Raw genomic sequence first — 19236 nt, 5'->3', positions numbered from 1 at the left:
GGTCGCACAGAAGGCGACGTCCGCGGGCGGTGCTCAGCAGGGTGCGAGTACCGCCCGCACCGTCTTGCCGCCCTGCGGATGCGGCTCCACGCTCCAGCGCCGCGCCAGCGCCCGCACCAGCGTGATCCCGCGGCCCGACTCGGCGGACTGCGACGCGGGCTTCATGCGGGGCAGCCCCGGCCCGTCGTCGTGCACCGCCACCGTCAGCTCGTCCGCGTCGATGCGCAGGCTCATCCGGCAGCACCCGTCGGAGGCCCGGGTGGCGTTGGTGACCAGTTCAGAGACCACCAGTTCCGCGTCCGCCGCCGTGTCGTCGGTGCGTCCGGCCAGGAACGACCGGGTCAGCCGCCGGGCCAGACGAGGGGCTCCGGACCCCTGCGGCATCAGATACTCCACGCGTGCGGTACGCCCCTGGGCGTCCGTGAACGCACGCATGACGATCACTCCCTTTCTCTACGAGCCTTTGTAGGCCTCTATGTCTTCTTCTGCGGCTTTTTCTGCGTCTTCTTCGGGGCCGTCTTCTGTGCCCCCTGCCGCGTCTTCTGCTGGGTTTTCTTCTGGGTTTTCTTCTGCGGTTTCTGCTGTGTCTTCTTCTGTCCTGCCGGGGCCTTGCCCGCCTGCGGCCTGCTCCGGTAACGAGGCCCATTCCCCGGGAACTTGATCCCCATGCCGGTTCGTTTCGAAGGCTCGGCCAAGGTGTGGTAGCGGCGCCCGATGAGACGGCCGATCAAGGCGTACGCGATGAGGGCGCCCGCCGTGTTGAGCAGGACGTCGTCCACGTCGAAGGCCCGGCCCTCCACCAGCGCGCCCTGCGCCAGCTCCACCAGCACCATGACGAGCGCCGTCACGACGAGCACCCGCAGCATCCGCATGCGGCGCTCCACCAGGACCGGCAGCAGCAGACCGAACGGTGCGCCGAGCAGAAGGTTTCCGCCGACCTGTTTGCAGGCACCCGCGAAGCTGTACGTGTCCGCGTACTGCCTGAGGCTGGCGCCCGGCCGCAGATTCGACCCCGCGATCCCCTCGGACGCCGGGGACGGGGTGAGCGTCAGCCGGGCCAGCACCGCGGAGAACGCCACCAGGGCGAGGAAGGCGACGATCGCCATCAACGCGCGTACACCCACCCGCCACCATCGGCCGGTCGGCTGCTTGCTGCGTCGTGTCGTCGCCGTTGTCATGTACGTCCACTGCCCCGGTCACGGGGAATCAGACGGCGTCACCCGCCCTCGGTGGGGTGGGCCAGCGCGTCGAGGAAACGCTCCAGGGCCGGCGAGGACGCGCCGTCACCGCAGCGGGCCCGCTCCACCTGCGGTATCGACGGCTTGCCCAGCTGGAGGGCCTGCGCCTCGATGGCCTCGGTCAGGTGCAGCCGCTCCAGGGCCCGTTCCGCGGCCGAGCGGCGAACGTACTCGATGACTGTCACACCCAGATGATCCGCGTGTCTGCTGACCGCGTCGTACTCGTCGGGCGTGAAGAGCTCCCGCAGGAGCGCGGTACCGTCCATGGCGGCATGATGCCGGTCAGGTTCCGGCCGTGTGGGCGGATGGCATATTCACCCCCCGTTCGCGTGGAGTTGGTGCATCCCGGTGGCGCGCGGGATCAGAACCGGTCGGGGTCGGCGACCGCCCAGTCGGACGCCCAGGCCGGGGGCGGTCCCGCGGTCAGCTCGTGCGGTTCCAGCCAGTCGTAGAGATCCGCGTAGGGGAGCAGTTCGTGGGGCGCGATGCGCCGGATCAGCTGGTGCGGTCCGAGCCCGCTCGGGTCGCGTACGCCCATCGCGGCCATGATCTGGCTCGCACTGCGCACGGTGGCCCGCTGGAAGTGGTGGACCCGCACCGACTTGTCGGCCACGTCCAGCGCGCGGGCCCGGCGCGGGTCCTGGGTCGCCACGCCGACCGGGCAGGTGTTGGTGTGGCAGCGCTGGGCCTGGATGCAGCCGACGGCGAACATCATGGCGCGGGCCGCGTTCGTGAAGTCCGCGCCCTGGATCAGTCGTTTGACGATGTCGGCGCCCGTGGCGACCTTGCCGCTCGCGCCGATCCGGACCCGGTCGCGCAGACCCGTGCCGACGAGGGCGTTGTGCACGGTGATCAGACCCTCCGTGAGGGGCATGCCGAGGTGATCGGCGAACTCCAGCGGGGCCGCGCCCGTGCCGCCCTCCGCACCGTCCACGATCACGAAGTCCGGGGTGACCCCCTCGGCGAGCATCGCCTTGCAGACCGCGAGGAACTGCGTCCGCGAGCCCACGCACAGCTTGAAACCGACCGGCTTGCCGCCCGCGAGTGTCCGCAACTCGGCCAGGAAAAGCACCAGTTGGCGTGGCGTGTCGAACGCACGGTGGTACGGCGGAGACACCACCGTCTCGCCCTCGGGCACCTCGCGCACGCGGGCGATCTCCGCGTTCACCTTGCTGCCCGGCAACACCCCGCCGATGCCCGGCTTCGCCCCCTGCGACAGCTTCACGGACACACACTTGACCTGTTCACGCGCGGCCTTGTCGGCGAACTCGCCGCGGTCGAAGCCGCCGTCGCCGGTGCGGCAGCCGAAGTAGCCGGTGCCGATCTCCCACACCAGGTCGCCGCCGTGCACGAGATGGTGCTCGGACAGGCCGCCCTCACCGGTGTCGTGCGCGAAACCGCCGAGCGCCGCCCCCTTGTTGAGCGCGCGGATCGCGGGCCCCGACAGGGCGCCGAAGCTCATCGCGGAGACGTTCAGGAGCGCCATGTCGTACGGGCGTGAGCAGTCGGGGCCGCCGATGCTCACCGTCGGCGGACGCTCGGGCGGGTCCATGGGCCGCAGCGACGGCACCAGGAACTCGTAGCCCTGCTCGTACACGTCCCGCTCGGTGCCGAACGGCTCCTCGGCCGAACGGTTCTCCGCGTACTTCGCCCGCTGGTAGACGATGTCGCGCACATCGCGGTCGTAGGGGCGCCCGTCGTAGTTGCGCTCGATGAAGTACTGCTGCATCTCCGGCCGCAGCGCCTCCATGAGGAAGCGGAGGTGCCCCAGGATCGGATAGTTGCGCAGGACGGAGTGACGGGCCTGGACGAGGTCCCACGCGCCCAGCGCGGCGAGCGCGAGCAGCGGGCCCGCCGCGCACCACCACCAGGGGGAGACGAGCAGCGACAGAGCCAGGGCCCCGGCCGCACCGGCGGCGACGAGGACGAACAGGAGGTAACGGCGCACGGTCCGAGTCAAACGCACGCGACGCCGATCCGGCCGCGCCGACACAGCGCGGTGGGGTGGACCCTCGGCGACGATCTCCGCTAAGTTAGGTGAGGCTTACCTAAGGGAGGTTCGGATGGGTGTCCGACAGATCGCTACCGCCGTCCCCACCGCGGCGGCCCGCGCGCGCTCCGTGCTCGCCGCCGCGTGGACCTGCGGTGTCACCACCGATGTGGGGCAGGACGACCTCGTCGGCGCCCATCGCGTCGCCGAGACGGACGGCACGGTGCGGATCAGCCCGCCGCCGGACAGCGTGCTCGCCGCGGCCGTGCTGTGCGCACCGCACGGACGGCCCACGACCCTCCTGGAGTTCGCCGACGCGGCCCCCGTCCCGGTCCGCGACCGGGTCCGCGCCCGCCTCTGGCTCTCCGGCGAGCTGGTCCCGGACGGCGAGGAGTTGCTGCTGCGCCCCGAACGGGCGGTCCTGCAGACCCGCTCCGAACGCATCGGCATCGACCTCGCCGACCTCGCCGCGACCGCCCCCGACCCCCTCGCCCTCGCCGAGCCGCGCCTGCTCACCCATCTCGCCGAGTCCCACCCCGAGGCCGTCGAACAGCTCACCCGGCTGATCGAGCCCGACAGTCTGCACGGTGTCGTGCGCGTGCAGCCTCTCGCCGTCGACCGGCACGGACTGACGCTGCGTCTGGAGCGGGCGCGCGGCCAGGCCGACGTGCGCATCCCCTTCCACACCCCCGCCGACGACATGGGCGCGCTCACCGAGCGCATGCACTGCCTGCTCGCCTCGGCGCAGTCCGTCAGCCGCCGGATGAGGTGACCCGCTCGCGCGGGGTCTGCTGACCGGGCGGAGCCTTCGGCCGGGGCCTGCGGAACGCCCACTCCATGCGCGGCTCGACGACGGGCCGGAACACACGCCGCACCGGCTCCGTGCAGAGCACGGTGATCAGGGCGACGGCCGCCACGGTGACGGCCAGTTCACCCACCGGGGTGTGCAGCCGCGGGTGGGCGTACCAGTCCCCGAACCGGGAGGCCTTGATGACGAACCCGTGCAGCAGGTACGCGTAGATCGTCCCGGTGCCGAGCGTCGTGAACCACAGACGGCGGCCCGGCACCCAGGCCAGGAAGCAGACGGTGAGGACGAGCGCGAGGACGAACAGGGCGGGCGTCGCCCACAGGCCCGCCCACGCGGGCACCCCGCGTCCCACCACGCTGCCGCGGTGGTAGAACCAGCCCGCGTCGAACCACGGCGCCACCCAGTACGCCGCCACCACGGCCGCGAGCAGCACCGGCAAGGCGGCCAGCCGGACCCGCCAGGTGCGCACCCACGAGAAGTGCTCGGGCCGCAGCACCAGGCCCACCACGAAGAACGGCAGGAACTGCAGCACCCGTTGCAGCGCCAGGTCGCCGCCCGCACCCGGCCACATCGACACGGCCGTGCCCACGGCCAGCGCGACCGGCACCGGATGGCGCAGTTGCAGCCAGAGCGGCGTGGACAGCCGCCAGATGAACAGCGCGGCCAGGAACCACATCAGATACCAGGGATCCAGCAGGCTGATCGGATATCCCGGATCGTCCTGCGCCCACCGGTAGAACAGCGTGTACGCGACCTCGAACACGACGTACGGCACGACGACCCCGGTGACCAGCCGTTTCAGACGCCGGGGCGCCATGTCGAAACTGCGCGAGAAATAGCCGGAGATCAGTGCGAACGCCGGCATGTGGAAGGCGTACACGGTGAGGTAGAGCGCCGTGACCGCCCGGGAGCCGTAGGTCAGGGGTTCCCAGGCGTGCCCGCACACGACGAGCACGATCGTCAGGTACTTCACGTTGTCGAAGTACGACTCGCGCGCCCTGCCTCCGGTGGCTGTGGCCTGTGCTGCCTGCTGTCGCATCGCGGTCCCGCGCCCCTCCTGCCGCATGGGTCAAGTCCCCCGCCTGCCCAGCAGGGACCGTTCCATGACTGCGGACGGGCCGGGACATGGAAAGGGCCCCCGGCGACGAGAGACGGAAAACGTCGCCGGGGGCCCTGCACAGGGGGTGGTGCCGCGGGATCAGACGGCGGTGTAGGCGCCGTCGACCAGGTGGTAGCTGCCCGCGATGAACGAGGCGCGGTCCGACAGCAGGAACACGATCAGCTCCGCGACCTCCTCGGACGTGCCCAGGCGGCCCACCGGGTGCAGCGCGACCAGACCGTCGTGGGCGGCCTTGTCCATCTGCGCGAGCAGCGGGGTCTCGATGAAGCCCGGGCCCACCGCGTTGACCCGGATGCCCTTGGCGGAGTACTCGGCCGCGGCCGTCTTCGTCAGACCCACGACACCGTGCTTCGCCGCCACGTAGGCGGGGGAGCCGGCGAAGCCGACCGAGCCGAGGATCGACGCGACGTTCACGATCGCGCCGCCCTTTCCGGCCGCCTCGATGACGGGCAGCTCGTAACGCAGCGAGTAGAAGACGCCGTCCAGGTTCGTGCGGATCACGCGGTTGTACGCGTCGATGTCGTACGTGCCCGTGGGGGTGCTCGGGCCGCCGATGCCGGCGTTGTTCACGGCCAGGTCGAGTCCGCCGAAGGTGTCGACGGTGAACTGGACGGCGGCCTCGACGGACGCGGGCTGCGTCACGTCCAGGGCGACGGCGGCGGCCTCGATGCCCTCGGCGACGAGGGTCTCGGCGGCCTCCTTGGCGCCCTGCTCGTTGAAGTCGGCGATGACGACACTGGCGCCGCCACGGCCCAGACGGCGGGCGGTGGCCAGACCGATGCCCGAGGCGGAGCCGGTGACCAGGGCGGTCTTCCCGGCGAACTCGGTGGCGTAGTCGGTCGATGCGGAGGCGGGGGTGGTGCTCATGGTGCGTGTCACTCTCTGGTTGCTTCCTCGGAGGTCGCCGCCGATCGGGCGGCCTCCCCTGTGAGGGCGTCGTAGGCCCGCGCCACCAGATCGGCGAGGTCCTCGGCGTCCGTGCCGTCGTCGCGTGCCCAGGTGCGCAGCGCGGCGGTCAGCACGCCGGCCGCGGCGCCGACCACGACCTCGGGGCGCAGGTCCCGGGCCGGATCGGTGCCGAGCCGGTCGGCGATGATGCGTACGGACTCGTCCTGGGCGTCGACCCGGATCCGCTCGTACGCGGCGAACAGGGCGGGCTCGCGGTCCACGGCCGCGTACAGCAGGCGCTGCTCGGGCCGGTGGTGCCAGCCCGGGACCGCCCGGTCGGCGAGCCAGTCGGCGACCGCCCTGCGGTAGGCGAGCAGCGGGGGCTCGGACGCGGGGCGCTCGCGCAGCGCCGCGTTGATCCTGGCGCCGTCGGCGCGGGTGAAGTCGAGCGCCGCGTCCTCCTTGCCGGAGAAGTGCCGGCTGAAGGTGCGGCGCGTGACGTCCGCGCGCTCGGCGATCGCCTCGACGGTGACCTCCGCGAGGCCCCGCTCGAGCACCAGGGCCACGGCCGCCTCGGCAAGCGCCTCGCGGGTCCGCCGGGCCTTCAGCTGCCGGCGGTCCGCGGGGGGCGGGGTGGTGGGCTCGTTCGCCTTCATGCCTCCGAGGGTACACCTTCATGTCCCGATGGGACATGAGTCCCGGAGGGACATCTTTGGGCCGCAGGGGTCACTCGTGCCAGTGGCCGTGGAGAGCGGCGGTGGTGAAGCCGGGACCGTAGGCGACCATCGTGCCTCGGGCGCCGGCGGGTGGGGGCTCCGCGTGGGTGCGCTCCAGGACGCGGAGCACGCTCACTCCGCCCAGGTTGCCCTCTTCGCTGAGGGTGTCCGTGGAGTGCCGGGCGTCCTCGGCTTCGAGGCCGAGCAGGTCGACGGTGTCCGAGATGATGCGGGGGCTGCCCGGGTGGATCACGGCGAAGTCCGAGGAGCGGGAACCCAGCCAGTCGCGCAGCACCGGGACGACTTCGACGCTGGAGTTGCGGCCGCGTTTGGTGGCGTCGAAGTGCAGTCCGTCGGCCCCGACGCGCCCTGCGAGGCGCTCCGCCGTCCCGGGGAGCACGTACTCGAAGTCGTCCTCGATCACGAATCCGGGGCTCAGCGGTTCGTCGCTGACCACTGCCGCTGCCGCCGAGTCGCCGAACAGCGCTTTGTAGATCATCGACTCGATGCCGGTGTCGCTGTGGTGATAGACGGTGGAGAGGATTTCCGCGGCGACGACGAGCACCTTGCTGCCCGGCCGCGCGGCCACCATCTCGGTGGCTCGGATCAGGGCCTTCACCCCGCCGGTGCAGGCGGCCGAGGTGATGGCCAGGCCGCGGGCCGACGGGCTCATGCCGAGCCGTGTCATGAGGTGCACATCCAGGTTGGGCACCGCCCAGCCGGTGGAGTGAGTGGTGACGATGCCGTCGAGGTCCGTGGCGTCGAGACCCGCCGATCTCAGCGCGTCGAGCGCGGCCTGGCCGCCGAGTTCGGCGGCGTCTGCGAAGTCGGTGCGAACCCGCTCCTCGATGCCGGCCTCACCCGCGACGGACGCGTCGCCGAGCGGACGGCTGAAGTACCGCGTGTCCACGCCGCATCCGGCTACGGCGCGGACGAGGGCGTTGAGCCGGGGGTGGTGCGCGTGATGGGTGCGTATGTCGTCGACTATCTCGGCCGTTGTGACCTTGTGGGCACCGAGGGCCGTTCTGGGCAAGGAGACATGAGCAGGCATGTGGAGGCTCCCACGGAGGCTTAGGGGGGCTGTGGGGGGCCGCTCCAACCTATGTCACCGGCATGTCTCCCAGAAGAGCGGAACGTCAGCCCGCGCGCAGTGCGGCCATGCGGGGATGGGCCTCTCGGGCGCCCAGATGAAAGACGATGATCATCAGTCGTGCCCCGGGAGTCGTGAGTGGCTGCGCCGCGCACATCGTGGCCCAGCCGCGTCCCAACCGGTGGTGATGCAGGGGCCGTTCGTCGCCGTCCGGATGCATCGCGGTGCCGCCCGCTTCGTAGAGCGTGGCACTCTCGCGCTCCGCCAGAACCTCCTTCTCGATCTGCCGCAGCGTCTCGTCGTCCGGCCGGGCGGCCAGTGCCGCGCGCAACTGGGGCATCACCAAAGGCGCCCACGATCCGTGCCAGTCCGCCAGGACGGTCCGTGCCTCGGGATCCAGAAGCATCCAGCGCATGGTGTTCTCCGGCGGCCTGCCGCTCGGGAAGAGATCGACGAACTCCTGGTTCCATGCCAGGAGATCCCACGAGGCGTCCGACACATAGGCGATGTGCCGCATACCGTCGACGGCCTCCTGCCAGATGCCCGGTACGGCCTTGCCCGACGACGAGTACAGCGGCCCCGGCGGATCCTGCAACAGCGCGTACCGGCACAACAGCACCCACTCCTGCTCATTGAGCCCGAACAACCGGGCCACATCGCGCAGCAGTTCGGCCGGCGGGTTCGGGTAACTCCCCGATTCCAGCCGGTGATACGTCCCCAGCGTCCGGTGCAGCAGCTGATCGACCTGGTGCTGGGAGAGGCCGGGGGCGCGGCGGCCCTGGCCCGTGGGGCGGGTGAAGCCGTGGGACTCGGGGGCTATGAGGGCGCGCCGTTCACGGAGCAGGGCGCGGAGCGCCTTCTTGTTCATGTGGGTAATCCCCATTCGTACACGCTGAGTTGAGCGTCAGCAGTCTAAATACTCCCATCACCTTTGGTAATAAACATTGCCCGAAGAAAACGATCAGACGGTCCGTCATGATGGACCGTGCAGGGTTGCTCACCTGGCAGTTTCATCGACTGTGTGCAGGTAGGCACAGTGATGCGGCACCTGTGCCGGGCGGCTCGAAAATGGCCGAAATTTCCTGGCGGAGAGTAACCCTCGAGCCTCCGGGCCGACTGACGAAGAGAGAGCTGGACCGGGCCACGTATTGAGTGTGATGTGGCCGGAAAATGCGTTGTACGACGCACGTCCCGCGCTCGACCGCAGGCCGAACCGGAGGTCACTGGCTGCGGCCGGTGCCGTCACTCGCCATTACGTAGCGGCCACGGCACCGGCCGCGCCCGGTCATCACCCGGCGCTTTTCGGCCCCTGCCCTCACTTCTCCGGCTTGCCGACCTGCCGCACGTAGTCCTCCGCCGCCGCGTCCAGGCCGATGTCGTGCTGCGCCCGCTCGGACAAGTACCAGCGGTGTTCCAGGAGTTCGTGGTACAGCTCGGCCGGGTCCATGGGGGTGGGCAGGCGGTCGCGGATCGCGCGGACCGTCGGCCGGAACACGTCGCGCACCCAGCGGTGGGCGAGGACCTCGGGCCGGGCGTCGGGGGCGTCGTCCTGGGTCGCCATCCAGCTCTCCAGGTCGTTGAGGAGCCGGCGTGCCTGGTTCTCCTCCGCGTCCATTCCGGTCAGCCGCAGCAGCTGCCGCTGGTGGTGGCCCGCGTCGACGACCTTGGGGACGAAGGTGACCTCGTCGCCGCGCGGGGAGCGCGAGATCTGCATCTCGGCCACGTCGAACCCGAGATCGTTCAGCCGCCGGATGCGCCGCTCCATGTAGTGGTGCTTGCCCGCCGGGTACACCGAGGTGCGGGTCAGCTCGCTCCACAGGTTCGTATAGCGCTGCTCGATCTCCGTGCCGAACTCGATCGGGTCGATCGAGGGGTGCAGCGCGCCCGAGGCCTCCAGGTCGAGCATCTCGCCGCTGATGTTGACCCGGGCCAGCTCGATGTCGTACTCCCGCTGCCCCTGGCTCAGCTTCGGGTGCAGCTCGCCCGTCTCGGCGTCCACGAGATAGGCGGCGTACGCGCCCGCGTCCCGGCGGAAGAGCGTGTTCGACAGGGAACAGTCGCCCCACGCGAAACCCGAGAGGTGGAGGCGGACCAGGAGAACCGCCAGCGCGTCCATCAGACGGTGGACCGTCGTCGGGCGCATCGTCGTCTCGAACATCGACCGGTAAGGCTGTGAACCGCCCAGGTGCCGGGTGATCAGCACCGGTTCCAGAGGCGCGCCGTCCGGCTGCTCCCGGCCGGTGACCACGGCCAGCGGGTCCACCGCGGGTATCCCCATCCGGTCCAGCGTGCGCAGCATCTCGTACTCGCGCAGCGCCGGACGCTCGGCGAGTTCCTTCACGGCGACGACCACGTCACCGGCGCGCGCATAGCGCACCACGTGCCGGGAGATACCGCGCGGAAGCGGCACAAGGTACTCCTCGGGCCATTCCTCCAGGGGAATGTGCCAGGGGAGGGCGAGCAGGAGCACCGGGTGCTCGGGGTTGGTGGCGCTGATCTCGAGCGGCATGCCCACAGGGTATTAAGTCGGTTGGCGGTGCTGCCGGGGCGGCCTACCCTGCCGATCATGCTGCCTCTCGTGGACACCGACGAAGCCTGGCGCCGCGTCGTCCCGGACGACGCGGCGCTGCGGCCCGGCGTGCTCGATCTCTGCACCCGGCTCGGGTTCGCGGGCGCCGATCCGGTGCGCTTCACCGAGGGCAGCCAGCCGGTCTACGCGATCGACGCCGCGCACGTCCTGAAGCTGTTCCCGGCCATGGCGGCCGGGGACGGGGTGCGTGAGACCCGGGCGCTGGGATTCCTGCACGGCAGGCTGCCCGTCGCCACGCCGGAGCCGCTCGCCTCGGGCACGTACGAGAACGGCTGGCACTACGTCCTCATGTCCCGGCTGCCCGGCCGGGACCTCGCCGCGGACTGGCCCGGCCTGCCGTCCGCCGAACAGGACGGCCTCGTCGAAGCCGCGGGCGAGACGCTCGCCGCGCTGCACGCCCTCGACCCCGCATCGCTCGCGGACGACCTTGGTCCCGGCGACTGGGACGGCTTCGTCGCCGCGCAGCGCGCCGGGGCCGTGCGGCGGCAGCGCGAGCGCGGGCTCGCCGAGGAGTGGTGCGGGCAGATCGAGGGGTTCCTCGACACGGCGGCACCGCGGGCGGGGGACCGGCGGGCGCTGCTGCACACGGAGTTCATGCGGCAGCACCTGCTCGTCGCCCCCGACGGCGCGGGCCGTGCCCGGCTCAGCGGGCTGCTCGACTTCGAGCCCGCGATGACCGGAGACCCGGACTACGACTTCGTGGCCGTCGGGCTCTTCGTCACCCGCGGCGACCGACGGCTCATGACCCGCTTCACGAAGACGTACGGCCGCCCGCCCGACCCGCGCGCCGTCATGGCGTACACACTCCTGCACGTATACAGCAATCTCCCCTGGTACCTACGGGAATTGCCGCCGGCCGACGGGGTGCGCGACCTCGCGTCACTCGCCGGGACCTGGTTCGGCACCGGCTGACGGCAGGGCGCGTTCGGCGGCGCTGAGGATCTCCGTGAGCCGCAGGCCGAACCGCGCGTCGCACGGGGCGGGGACCCCGGTGCGCGCCGACTCCAGCAGGACGTCGATCGCCACGGCGAGGGACTCCTGCGCGGTGCCGTGGCCGGACGGCATCGTCGACACTCCGGCCGTGCCCCGCAGTTCGACCGTGACCCCGGCCGCGTCCGGGGGAGTGGTCAGGCTCAGTGCCGCGGTGCTCGACGCGCCGGAATCGTGCCGCAGCAGCAGATGCACCGTGTCGCCGGGACCGCGTCCGGCCGTCACCGACGTCACGTCGCCCAGCAGCGGCAGCAGTACGGACAGGGCGTGCGGGCCCACGTCCCACAGGGCGCCCCGCTCCGCCCGCCACGGAGTCGTGGCCCGGATCTCCGCGTCGTCGCCCGGGGTGTACAGCGCTCCGTACCAGTCGGCGCGGCCGGTGAACCAGCCCTCCACGGCGGCCTGTTCGGCGATCCAGGCCGCCGTGGCGGGTGCGTAGCGCATCGTGCAGAACACCACGGACGCCACCCCCGCGGCGTCCACGGCGTCGACGACCGCGCGCGCCGCCACCGGCTCCGTGGCGAGGGGCTTGTCGAGCAGCAGATGGCAGCCCGCCGCGGCGGCCCGCGCCGCCAGCGGCGCCTGGACGTCCGGCGGCACGGCGAACGCCACCGCGTCGCACGCCGCGAACAGCGCGTCCACGTCGTCGTACGCCGTCGTGGCCTGCGCGGCCGCGAGATCGGCGGCCGCCTCGGGTCGGCGCCCCCATACGCCGACGAGTTCCGTGTTCTTGTGGTTCCGCAGGGCCGGGGCATGAGTGCGGCCGGCCCAGGAGCCGGTGCCGACAAGTCCGCAGCGCAGGACGTCTGGTGAGGTCATTGCGGCAGTATGACCCGGCCGGCGCGGATCCGCGCGGGGCGAGGGGTGGCGACAGGCGGACGCTCGTTGGTGAATACTGATTCACCCACCGGGTGAATGGGGATTCACCCGCATCGTCAGCCCGGCGCCGCGCCACTCGCGACGCGCCCGCGCACCCCGCAGGAGTCCCATGGACCACGTCCCGATACCGACGCTGCCCGAACGAGCCGTCCGCCCCCGCCTGCGGGAGCGGCTCACCATCCCCGTCCTCGCCTTCGGCGGCATCCTCATGGCCGTCATGCAGACGGTCGTGGTCCCGCTCCTGCCCGACCTGCCCAGGCTCACCGGCGCGTCCCCGTCGGCCGTCTCCTGGATGGTCACCGCCACCCTCCTGGCGGGCGCCGTCCTCACCCCCGTGCTCGGCCGGGCCGGTGACATGTACGGCAAGCGCCGCGTGCTGCTGATCGCCCTCGCCCTGATGACCGCCGGATCCGTGCTGTGCGCGCTGACCTCCGACATCCGCGTCCTCATCGCGGCCCGCGCGCTCCAGGGCGCCGCCGCGGCCGTCGTGCCGCTGTCCATCAGCATCCTGCGCGACGAACTCCCGCCCCACCGCACCGGATCCGCCGTCGCCCTGATGAGCTCCACCGTCGGCATCGGCGCCGCCCTCGGCCTGCCGCTCGCCGCGCTCATCGTCCAGTACGCCAACTGGCACGTGATGTTCTGGGCGACCGCCGCCCTGGGCGCCCTCGGCCTGGCCGCCGCCTGGTGGGCCGTGCGCGAATCGCCGGTGCGCAACCCCGGCCGCTTCGACGTCCTCGGCACGCTCGGCCTCGCCACCGGACTGGTCTGCCTGCTGCTCGGCGTCTCGCAGGGCGGGCAGCGGGGCTGGGGCAGCGCGCGGATCCTGAGCCTGTTCGCGGGGGCCGTCGTGGTCCTCGCCCTGTGGTCCTGGCAGCAACTCCGGTCCGCGCGACCCCTGGTGGACCTGCGGCTCGCCGTCGGCCGCCGGGTCGGCCTGCCGCACGTCGCGGCCCTGTTCACCGGCTTCGCGTTCTACGCCAATTCGCTGGTCACCGCGCAACTCGTGCAGGCGCCCGTGGAAACCGGCTACGGCCTCGGCCTGTCGATCGTGGCGACCGGCCTGTGCATGCTGCCCAGCGGCATCATCATGCTCCTCTTCTCACCCGTGTCGGCCCGCATCTCCGCCTCCCGCGGCCCGCGCGTCACCCTCGCCGTCGGCGGCGGCGTCCTCGCCCTCGGCTACGCGATACGGGTCGTCGACAGCACCGACCTGTGGGTCATCCTCGTCGGCGCCGCCGTCGTCTCCACCGGGACCACCCTCGCGTACTCCGCCCTGCCCACCCTGATCCTGCGCGCCGTCCCGTCCGGCGCGACCGCCTCCGCCAACGGCGTCAACGTGCTGATGCGGACCATCGGACAGTCCGTGTCCAGCGCCGCCGTCACCGCGATCCTCGTCCACCACACGATGCGGCTCGGCGGCGCCGAGGTATCGACCCTGCACGGCTACCGGCTGGCCTTCGTCATGGCCGGTGCGGTCGCCCTGGTGGCCGCCGCCGTCGCCCTGTGCGTACCGTCCGACAGAGGGGCCGAGCGGAGCGGCACGGGCGCACCGGCCCCGCTGGCGACGGCGAAGGGAGCATGAGGCGATGACCACGGCGCGGCCCGCCGTCCGGCGCGACGCGGAGGCGACCAAGGCCGCCATCGTGAAGGCCGCGCGGCATCTGCTGGCCCGGCACGCGCACGGCGACATCACGCTCCGGGCGATCGCCGACCGGGCCGGCGTCAGCCCGCCGCTGATCCTCAAGTACTTCGGCAACAAGGACGCCCTGTTCTCCCGCGTCATGGACTTCGAGGCCGACGTCGACGTCCTGCTCGACGCGCCCCTCGACGACCTGGGCCGCCACATGGTCCGCTGCGTCCTCACCGGCCAGGCCGAGCGCGGCGCCGACCCGATCCTGCGCATCGTCTTCGCCCCGCTGCACGGCGCGCAGGGCGACATCCTGCGCGCCAACTTCCGTACGCAGGTCAGCGAACGCCTGGCGGCCCGCATCCCCGGCGCGGACGCCGCGCTGCGGGCGGAACTCGCGGTGTCGCTGCTGCTCGGCCTCGGCGTGATGTACGGCATCGCCCGCGGCCCGCAGGTGCGGGCCGCGGACATCGAGACGGTCGTGGACCGCTACGCCCCGGCGGTGGAGGCCCAGCTGGGCCTCACACCGTGAGCCGCGCCGTCGGTCAGCCGCAGCGCACGCTCAGCGACTCGCCGAACGTCACCACCGTCTCGAACCCGTCGGCCCACCGCACGGTCAGCTCGTCGTCCGTGACGCGCGTCTCGGCGACGGCCCCGTCGAGGTCCGTATCGGAGTCGGCCGCGCCGAGCAGGGCCAGCGCCGCGAACACCACCGTCCCCTCGGCCTGCGCCGACAGCCGCGGCACCCGCACCCAGGGCTCGTACGCCGTGCCCTGAGGAGCCCGGACCCGGTCCTGCGCACCCCAGCCGTGCAGCCCGGTCAGCTCCGAGCGGAGCGCGTCCGTCGCCCAGCCGGTCAGCGTGACCCGCGCCCCGTGCGGCGCCCCGACGACCCGGTGCACCCGCAGCTCGTGGGCGCCCCGCACCACGGTCACGCTCTCGACGCGCAGTCCCGGAACCATCGGCGGCCCCGACGCGAACACCGGCCGGTGCCAGGACGCCGCCCAGCCCCAGCCGTCACCGTGCCCGGCGCCGAGCGGATGGAGGCGCCGGCGCACGCTGCCGACCCCGCCGACCTCGACGGACAGATGGTTGTCGGCGACGTTCGTGAGCGAGGTCGGGCCGGTGTGCGTGGAGTACGCCTGACGGCCGTAGAGCGCGTCGTTCTGCGCGGCGAACTCGCCCTCGTGCGGGCGGACATGGTCGCTGCCGTGGTTGTGCAGCCGCACGATCCCGTCGGCCTGCGTGGACTGCACCAGCAGGCCCGGCGCGGGCAGCGCGAGCACCCGGTCGGGGCCCTCGCCGGGCTGGGCCTCCTCCGGCGCCGTCCACAGCGGGTCGCCCTCCGGGGCGAGCAGTGCCACGAACCCCTTCGACGCCCAGTACGGCGACGCCGGGCCCGAGTAGTGCTGGAGGGTCGCGTCGTGCGGGCCGTGCCAGCCGAGACTCAGCAGACCCTCGTCCGTGACCGCGCCGCGCTCCAGGAAGTAGCGCAGGTTGCCGCTGATGAGACGCCGTGACGCCCCCGGCGACAGCGGCGTGTGCCCGGTGACAGCGCCGACGCCGACCGCCGCCGACGCGGCGAAGCGGTAGGCGAGCGAGCGGCCGAAGTGGATCGGGGCGCCGTCGCCGCCGAACAGCAGGGAGAAGCCCTCCAGGTGCTCGCGCAGCCGCGGCCCGAAGCGCGCGGAAAGCGCCGAGTCGCCCGACAGGTGGGCGTGCAGCAGCGGATACAGGTGCAGCGCCCAGCCGTTGTAGTGGTCGAAGGCGCGGCCGTCACCGTCCGCGTACCAGCCGTCGCCCCGGTACCAGGTCTCCATCAGTTCCAGGGCCCGGTCCATGGCGCGGGCGGTCGCCGCGTCACCGCGACCGACCTCCTCCAGGAACGACGCCACCATGAAGGGGAAGAGGTACCAGTTGTTCGGTGCGGGCGTGTGGTCGATCGCGCCGCGCAGCCACTTCTCCGCCCGGTCCTGCACCGCGTCGTCGAGCCGGTCCCACAGCCACGGCCGGGTCAGCTTCAGGCCGAGCGCCACGGACGCCGACTCCACCATCGGCTGGCCCTGCACATGGTGGTCGAGGATCAGCGGCCAGGACTCCGCGTCGTCGCGGCCGGGGGCGGCGGTGCCCGCCGTCAGGCCCCGCGCGTACCGCTCCAGCCAGTTGTGCGGGTCCTTGCCGTCGGCGCCCGCGACCCGGAAACCGGCCGCGAGGAACGTCCGCGCGTACCCCTCCAGGCCGTCCGAGCGGACCCCGGACCCGGAGGGACGGCCCGGCAGGTCCAGGAAGGCTCCCTCGGGGGTCGCCCAGCGCCAGGCGGCACCGAGCAGGCCGTCCGCGACGGCCTCCCAGTGGGCGCGGGTGTAGCCGGTGAACGGGCTCAGCTCGCGGTTCTCTTCGGGCAGTTCGAACGGGATGGTCATGCCAGGAACGCCAGCCTCTCGCGTCGTACGGGATGGGCGAAACCGTCGCCCGCGGCCCAGCGCGCCACCTCGGCCACGGCCGTGTCCGCCAGCCGCTCCCACTCATTGCCCTGGGAGCCGGCGAGGTGCGGGGTGATCAGCGCGTTCGGGCGGTCCCAGAGCGGGTGCTCCGGAGGAAGGACCTCGGGGTCCGTCACGTCGAGGACCGCCCGGACGCGGCCCGCGCACACCACGTCGGTGAGCGCGTCCTGGTCGATGACGGCGCCGCGCGCGGTGTTGATCAGGACGGCGTCCTGGCGCAGCGAGTCGAGCAGGGCGCGGCCGACGAGTCCGCGGGTGGCCGGGAGCAGCGGGGTGTGCACGCTCAGCACGTCGCTGTGGGTGAACAACTCGGGCAGCTCGACCCAGGTGACGCCGAGCTCGGCGGCCTCGGCCGGAGACACGTACGGGTCGTGCAGCAGCACCTCGAAGTCGAACGGCTTCAGCAGCTCGATGACCCGGCGCCCGACCATCGAGGCGGACAGGATGCCCACGGTGCGGCGGTAGTTGCCCACATGGCCGGTCGTGACCAGCCAGTTGTCCCGCGCGCGGACCGCACGGAAGTCGCGGGCCCGCTCCAGGACGTGCTTGCCGTGCAGCAGGATCATCGCCAGGGTGTACTCGGCGACCGGCAGCGCGTTCGCCGCCGCCGCCGAGGACACCGCGATGCCCCGCTCCCAGCAGGCGTCGGTGACATGGCCGCGCACCGAACCGGCCGCGTGCACCACCGCCTTGAGCCGGGGCGCCCGCGCGAGCACGTCCGCGTCGAGCTTCGGACAGCCCCAGCCGGTGACGAGGATCTCAGCGTCGGCCAGCACCTCCGTCGCCCGGTCCGTCGACAGGTCGGCCAGGGCGGGCGGCGGCGCGACGTCGGCGACCTCGGTGAGCGAGGCCAGCGACCGCGGCGTGAAGACGGCCGCCGCGGCCTGTGGGGACATGGCCAACGCCACGCGGGGCAGGGTCACTTGACCGCCCCCGCCGTCAGGCCGGCCTTCCAGAACCGCTGGAGGAGGATGAACGCGAGGACAAGGGGGAGCACCGCGAGAAGCGAGCCCATGATCACCACCGGGTAGTACTCGGGAGAGACGGTCGCCTGGCTGTTCCACTGGAACAGGCCCAGGCTGACGGGGTACAGGTTCTGATTGGACAGCATCACCATCGGCAGGAAGAAGTTGTTCCAGATCGTGGTGAGCTGGAAGAGGAAGACAGTGACCAGACCGGGCGCGAGCATCCGCAGGGAGAGCCGCGCGTACGTCGTCAGCTCGCCGGCGCCGTCGACGCGGGCCGCCTCCAGGACCTCGTTCGGCACATAGCCCTGGGAGAAGATGCGGCCCAGATACACGCCGAACGGGTTGAACAGGACCGGGATGAACACCGACCAGAAGGTGTTCACGATGCCGACCTCGGACGCGATCAGGTACAGCGGCAGCGCCAGGACGGTCTGCGGCACCATGACGGCCGCGAGGACCAGACCGAACAGCTTCTCCTTGTGCCGGAAGTGGTACTTGTCGAAGGCGTAGCCGCAGGCGACGGAGACCATCGAGCCGATGGCCGCGCCGAGCACCGCGTACAGCAGGCTGTTGCCGTACCAGCGGCTGTAGAGGCCGCCGTCCATCGCGAACAGGTCCTTGAGGTTCTGGATCAGGGAGAAGTCGCTGAGGGAGAAGATGCTGCTCTGGAAGAGCGCGTCACGGGTCTTGGTCGAGGCGAGGACCAGCCACAGTGCCGGCAGCACGGTGTACAGCACGGAGATCGCGACGACGACGTTGACCACGGCGCGGCCGAGGAAGCGCGGACGCAGCAGGGAAGAACTGCTCAACTCGGCTGTGGTCATCGGGCGTTCTCCTCTGCGGCCTCGACACGGTTGGTCCAGCGGGTGACGCCGTACGACACGGCGATGGTGATGATCAGGAGGATCACCGAGGCGGCCGCCGCGAGTGAGTAGTTGTTCCGGCTGAAGGCGGCGTCGTAGATGTACATGCTCGGCGAGAACCGGGCGCCCACCATCGCCGACGACTGGTGCAGCAGCGCCGGTTCGGTGAACAGTTGCAGGGCCCAGATCAGCGTGAACATCGCGACCATGACGATCGAGGACCGCACCAGCGGCGTCTTCACCTGGAGCGCGGTGCGCACCGGTCCCGCCCCGTCGACGACCGACGCCTCCAGGACCTCGCGGGGGACGGCCTGCAGGGCCGCGTAGAAGACGACCATGTTGTAGCCGAGGTTGGACCACAGCGCGATGTTCACGATCGACGGGACCGTGGTGTGCAGGCCCAGGAAGTCGATGGTGATGTCGCCCTTGGCGAACGCCTCGATGATCGGGCTGATGCCCGGCGTGTACAGATACAGCCAGATCAGCGCGGCGATGATGCCGGGCACCGCGTGCGGCAGGAACAGCCCGAGCTGCACCCAGGCGCGCAGCCGTACGACCCCTGAGTCGAGCAGCAGCGCCAGCGCGAGCGAGCCGATCACCATCAGCGGGATGTAGATCAGGCAGTACAGGCCGACGGTGGCGAGCCCGGACAGGAACGACGGGTCGGTGAGCACGGCCGCGTAACTGCGCAGGCCCACGAAGACCGTGCGCTCCGGGCCGAAGCCCAGGCCCGGCTGGTCGTCGCTGAAGAAGCTCAGCCACACCGCCGTCGCCACCGGGATCAGGAAGACGAGGACGAGCAGGATGAAGAAGGGGGCCATCAGGACGCCCGCTGCGCCGCCTCGACGGCGGCCCGCCGTGCGCTGCGCCTTGCGTCCGGCGGCGTCCTGGCCGCGCGGCGGCGCGGACGCCGTCGCGGGGGCATGGGTGGTCGCGGTCATGGGAGTCACCTGCCTTTCGGA

General features: G+C 71.7%; 19 protein-coding genes. 4 read left to right on the top strand and 15 right to left on the bottom strand.

What is annotated here, in order from left to right:
• Nucleotides 1-33 precede the first annotated feature (33 nt).
• The 4 genes from ACFVDP_RS02195 to ACFVDP_RS02180 form a co-directional block, all read right to left on the bottom strand.
• Nucleotides 34-435, bottom strand: a complete 402-nt coding sequence (locus ACFVDP_RS02195; RefSeq protein ID WP_383481825.1) for an ATP-binding protein — start codon at nt 433-435, stop codon at nt 34-36.
• A gap of 38 nt (nt 436-473) precedes the next feature.
• Nucleotides 474-1106, bottom strand: a complete 633-nt coding sequence (locus ACFVDP_RS02190; protein WP_383484266.1) for a VanZ family protein — start codon at nt 1104-1106, stop codon at nt 474-476.
• A 110-nt stretch (nt 1107-1216) separates the two neighbouring features.
• On the bottom strand, nt 1217-1504 hold the full coding sequence (locus ACFVDP_RS02185; protein WP_383481822.1) for a hypothetical protein: 288 nt from the start codon (nt 1502-1504) through the stop codon (nt 1217-1219).
• 95 nt (nt 1505-1599) lie between these two features.
• Nucleotides 1600-3186 (bottom strand): FMN-binding glutamate synthase family protein, encoded by a 1587-nt coding sequence (locus ACFVDP_RS02180; RefSeq protein ID WP_383481819.1) that lies wholly within the window; start codon nt 3184-3186, stop codon nt 1600-1602.
• 115 nt (nt 3187-3301) lie between these two features.
• Between ACFVDP_RS02180 and ACFVDP_RS02175 the strand changes: the two genes are divergently transcribed.
• A complete protein-coding gene (locus ACFVDP_RS02175) occupies nt 3302-4000 on the top strand; it encodes a DUF2470 domain-containing protein (protein ID WP_383481816.1) in 699 nt (232 codons plus the stop codon).
• Here the strand turns inward: ACFVDP_RS02175 and ACFVDP_RS02170 are convergent.
• From ACFVDP_RS02170 to ACFVDP_RS02145, 6 genes are all read right to left on the bottom strand, one after another.
• Nucleotides 3981-5075 (bottom strand): acyltransferase family protein, encoded by a 1095-nt coding sequence (locus ACFVDP_RS02170; RefSeq protein ID WP_383481813.1) that lies wholly within the window; start codon nt 5073-5075, stop codon nt 3981-3983. The two genes, ACFVDP_RS02175 and ACFVDP_RS02170, sit on opposite strands and share 20 nt — an antisense overlap.
• Before the next feature lie 159 nt (nt 5076-5234).
• Nucleotides 5235-6023, bottom strand: coding sequence for an SDR family NAD(P)-dependent oxidoreductase (locus ACFVDP_RS02165; RefSeq protein ID WP_383481810.1), 789 nt, complete (start codon nt 6021-6023; stop codon nt 5235-5237).
• An 8-nt stretch (nt 6024-6031) separates the two neighbouring features.
• A complete protein-coding gene (locus ACFVDP_RS02160) occupies nt 6032-6700 on the bottom strand; it encodes a TetR/AcrR family transcriptional regulator (protein WP_383481806.1) in 669 nt (222 codons plus the stop codon).
• Nucleotides 6701-6770: 70 nt separating this feature from the next.
• Entirely contained in the window at nt 6771-7811 is a 1041-nt protein-coding gene (locus ACFVDP_RS02155) for a PhlD (protein ID WP_383481803.1), read from the bottom strand.
• Between the two features lie 85 nt (nt 7812-7896).
• Nucleotides 7897-8733, bottom strand: coding sequence for a helix-turn-helix domain-containing protein (locus tag ACFVDP_RS02150; protein WP_383481800.1), 837 nt, complete (start codon nt 8731-8733; stop codon nt 7897-7899).
• Between the two features lie 432 nt (nt 8734-9165).
• On the bottom strand, nt 9166-10359 hold the full coding sequence (locus ACFVDP_RS02145; RefSeq protein ID WP_383481797.1) for a DUF4032 domain-containing protein: 1194 nt from the start codon (nt 10357-10359) through the stop codon (nt 9166-9168).
• A gap of 57 nt (nt 10360-10416) precedes the next feature.
• Here ACFVDP_RS02145 and ACFVDP_RS02140 point away from each other — a divergent pair, with 57 nt between their 5' ends.
• Nucleotides 10417-11352, top strand: coding sequence for a phosphotransferase family protein (locus ACFVDP_RS02140; RefSeq protein WP_383481794.1), 936 nt, complete (start codon nt 10417-10419; stop codon nt 11350-11352).
• Here the strand turns inward: ACFVDP_RS02140 and ACFVDP_RS02135 are convergent.
• Nucleotides 11320-12249, bottom strand: a complete 930-nt coding sequence (locus ACFVDP_RS02135) for a Gfo/Idh/MocA family protein (protein ID WP_383481791.1) — start codon at nt 12247-12249, stop codon at nt 11320-11322. The genes ACFVDP_RS02140 and ACFVDP_RS02135 overlap by 33 nt on opposite strands.
• 169 nt (nt 12250-12418) lie before the next feature.
• Between ACFVDP_RS02135 and ACFVDP_RS02130 the strand changes: the two genes are divergently transcribed.
• Both ACFVDP_RS02130 and ACFVDP_RS02125 read left to right on the top strand, forming a co-directional pair.
• Complete coding sequence (locus ACFVDP_RS02130) at nt 12419-13894, top strand: MFS transporter (protein WP_383481788.1); 1476 nt, start codon at nt 12419-12421, stop codon at nt 13892-13894.
• 4 nt (nt 13895-13898) lie between these two features.
• On the top strand, nt 13899-14471 hold the full coding sequence (locus tag ACFVDP_RS02125; RefSeq protein ID WP_383481785.1) for a TetR family transcriptional regulator: 573 nt from the start codon (nt 13899-13901) through the stop codon (nt 14469-14471).
• Between the two features lie 13 nt (nt 14472-14484).
• On the opposite strand, the gene ACFVDP_RS02120 is transcribed toward ACFVDP_RS02125, so the two are convergent.
• Genes ACFVDP_RS02120 through ACFVDP_RS02105 form a run of 4 tightly spaced genes read right to left on the bottom strand, consistent with a single transcriptional unit; the run spans nt 14485 to nt 19215 of the window.
• Nucleotides 14485-16362 carry a DUF2264 domain-containing protein gene (locus tag ACFVDP_RS02120; RefSeq protein ID WP_383481782.1) on the bottom strand — a complete coding sequence of 626 codons (1878 nt, stop codon included), beginning with the start codon at nt 16360-16362 and terminating at the stop codon, nt 14485-14487.
• The gene (locus ACFVDP_RS02115) at nt 16359-17339 is read right to left on the bottom strand and encodes a hydroxyacid dehydrogenase (protein ID WP_383484263.1); all 981 of its coding nucleotides are present in this window, start codon (nt 17337-17339) and stop codon (nt 16359-16361) included. The genes ACFVDP_RS02120 and ACFVDP_RS02115 overlap by 4 nt, the downstream gene beginning before the upstream one ends.
• Nucleotides 17340-17362: 23 nt before the next feature.
• A complete protein-coding gene (locus ACFVDP_RS02110; protein ID WP_383481779.1) occupies nt 17363-18235 on the bottom strand; it encodes a carbohydrate ABC transporter permease in 873 nt (290 codons plus the stop codon).
• Complete coding sequence (locus ACFVDP_RS02105; protein ID WP_383481776.1) at nt 18232-19215, bottom strand: carbohydrate ABC transporter permease; 984 nt, start codon at nt 19213-19215, stop codon at nt 18232-18234. Before ACFVDP_RS02105 ends, ACFVDP_RS02110 begins: the two co-directional genes overlap by 4 nt.
• Nucleotides 19216-19236 lie beyond the last annotated feature (21 nt).

The sequence above is a fragment of the Streptomyces sp. NPDC057694 genome (assembly GCF_042799415.1).
Classification (GTDB): domain Bacteria; phylum Actinomycetota; class Actinomycetes; order Streptomycetales; family Streptomycetaceae; genus Streptomyces.
Note: the sequence above shows the minus strand (reverse complement) of the source record. Positions and strands in the feature narration are given on the sequence as shown.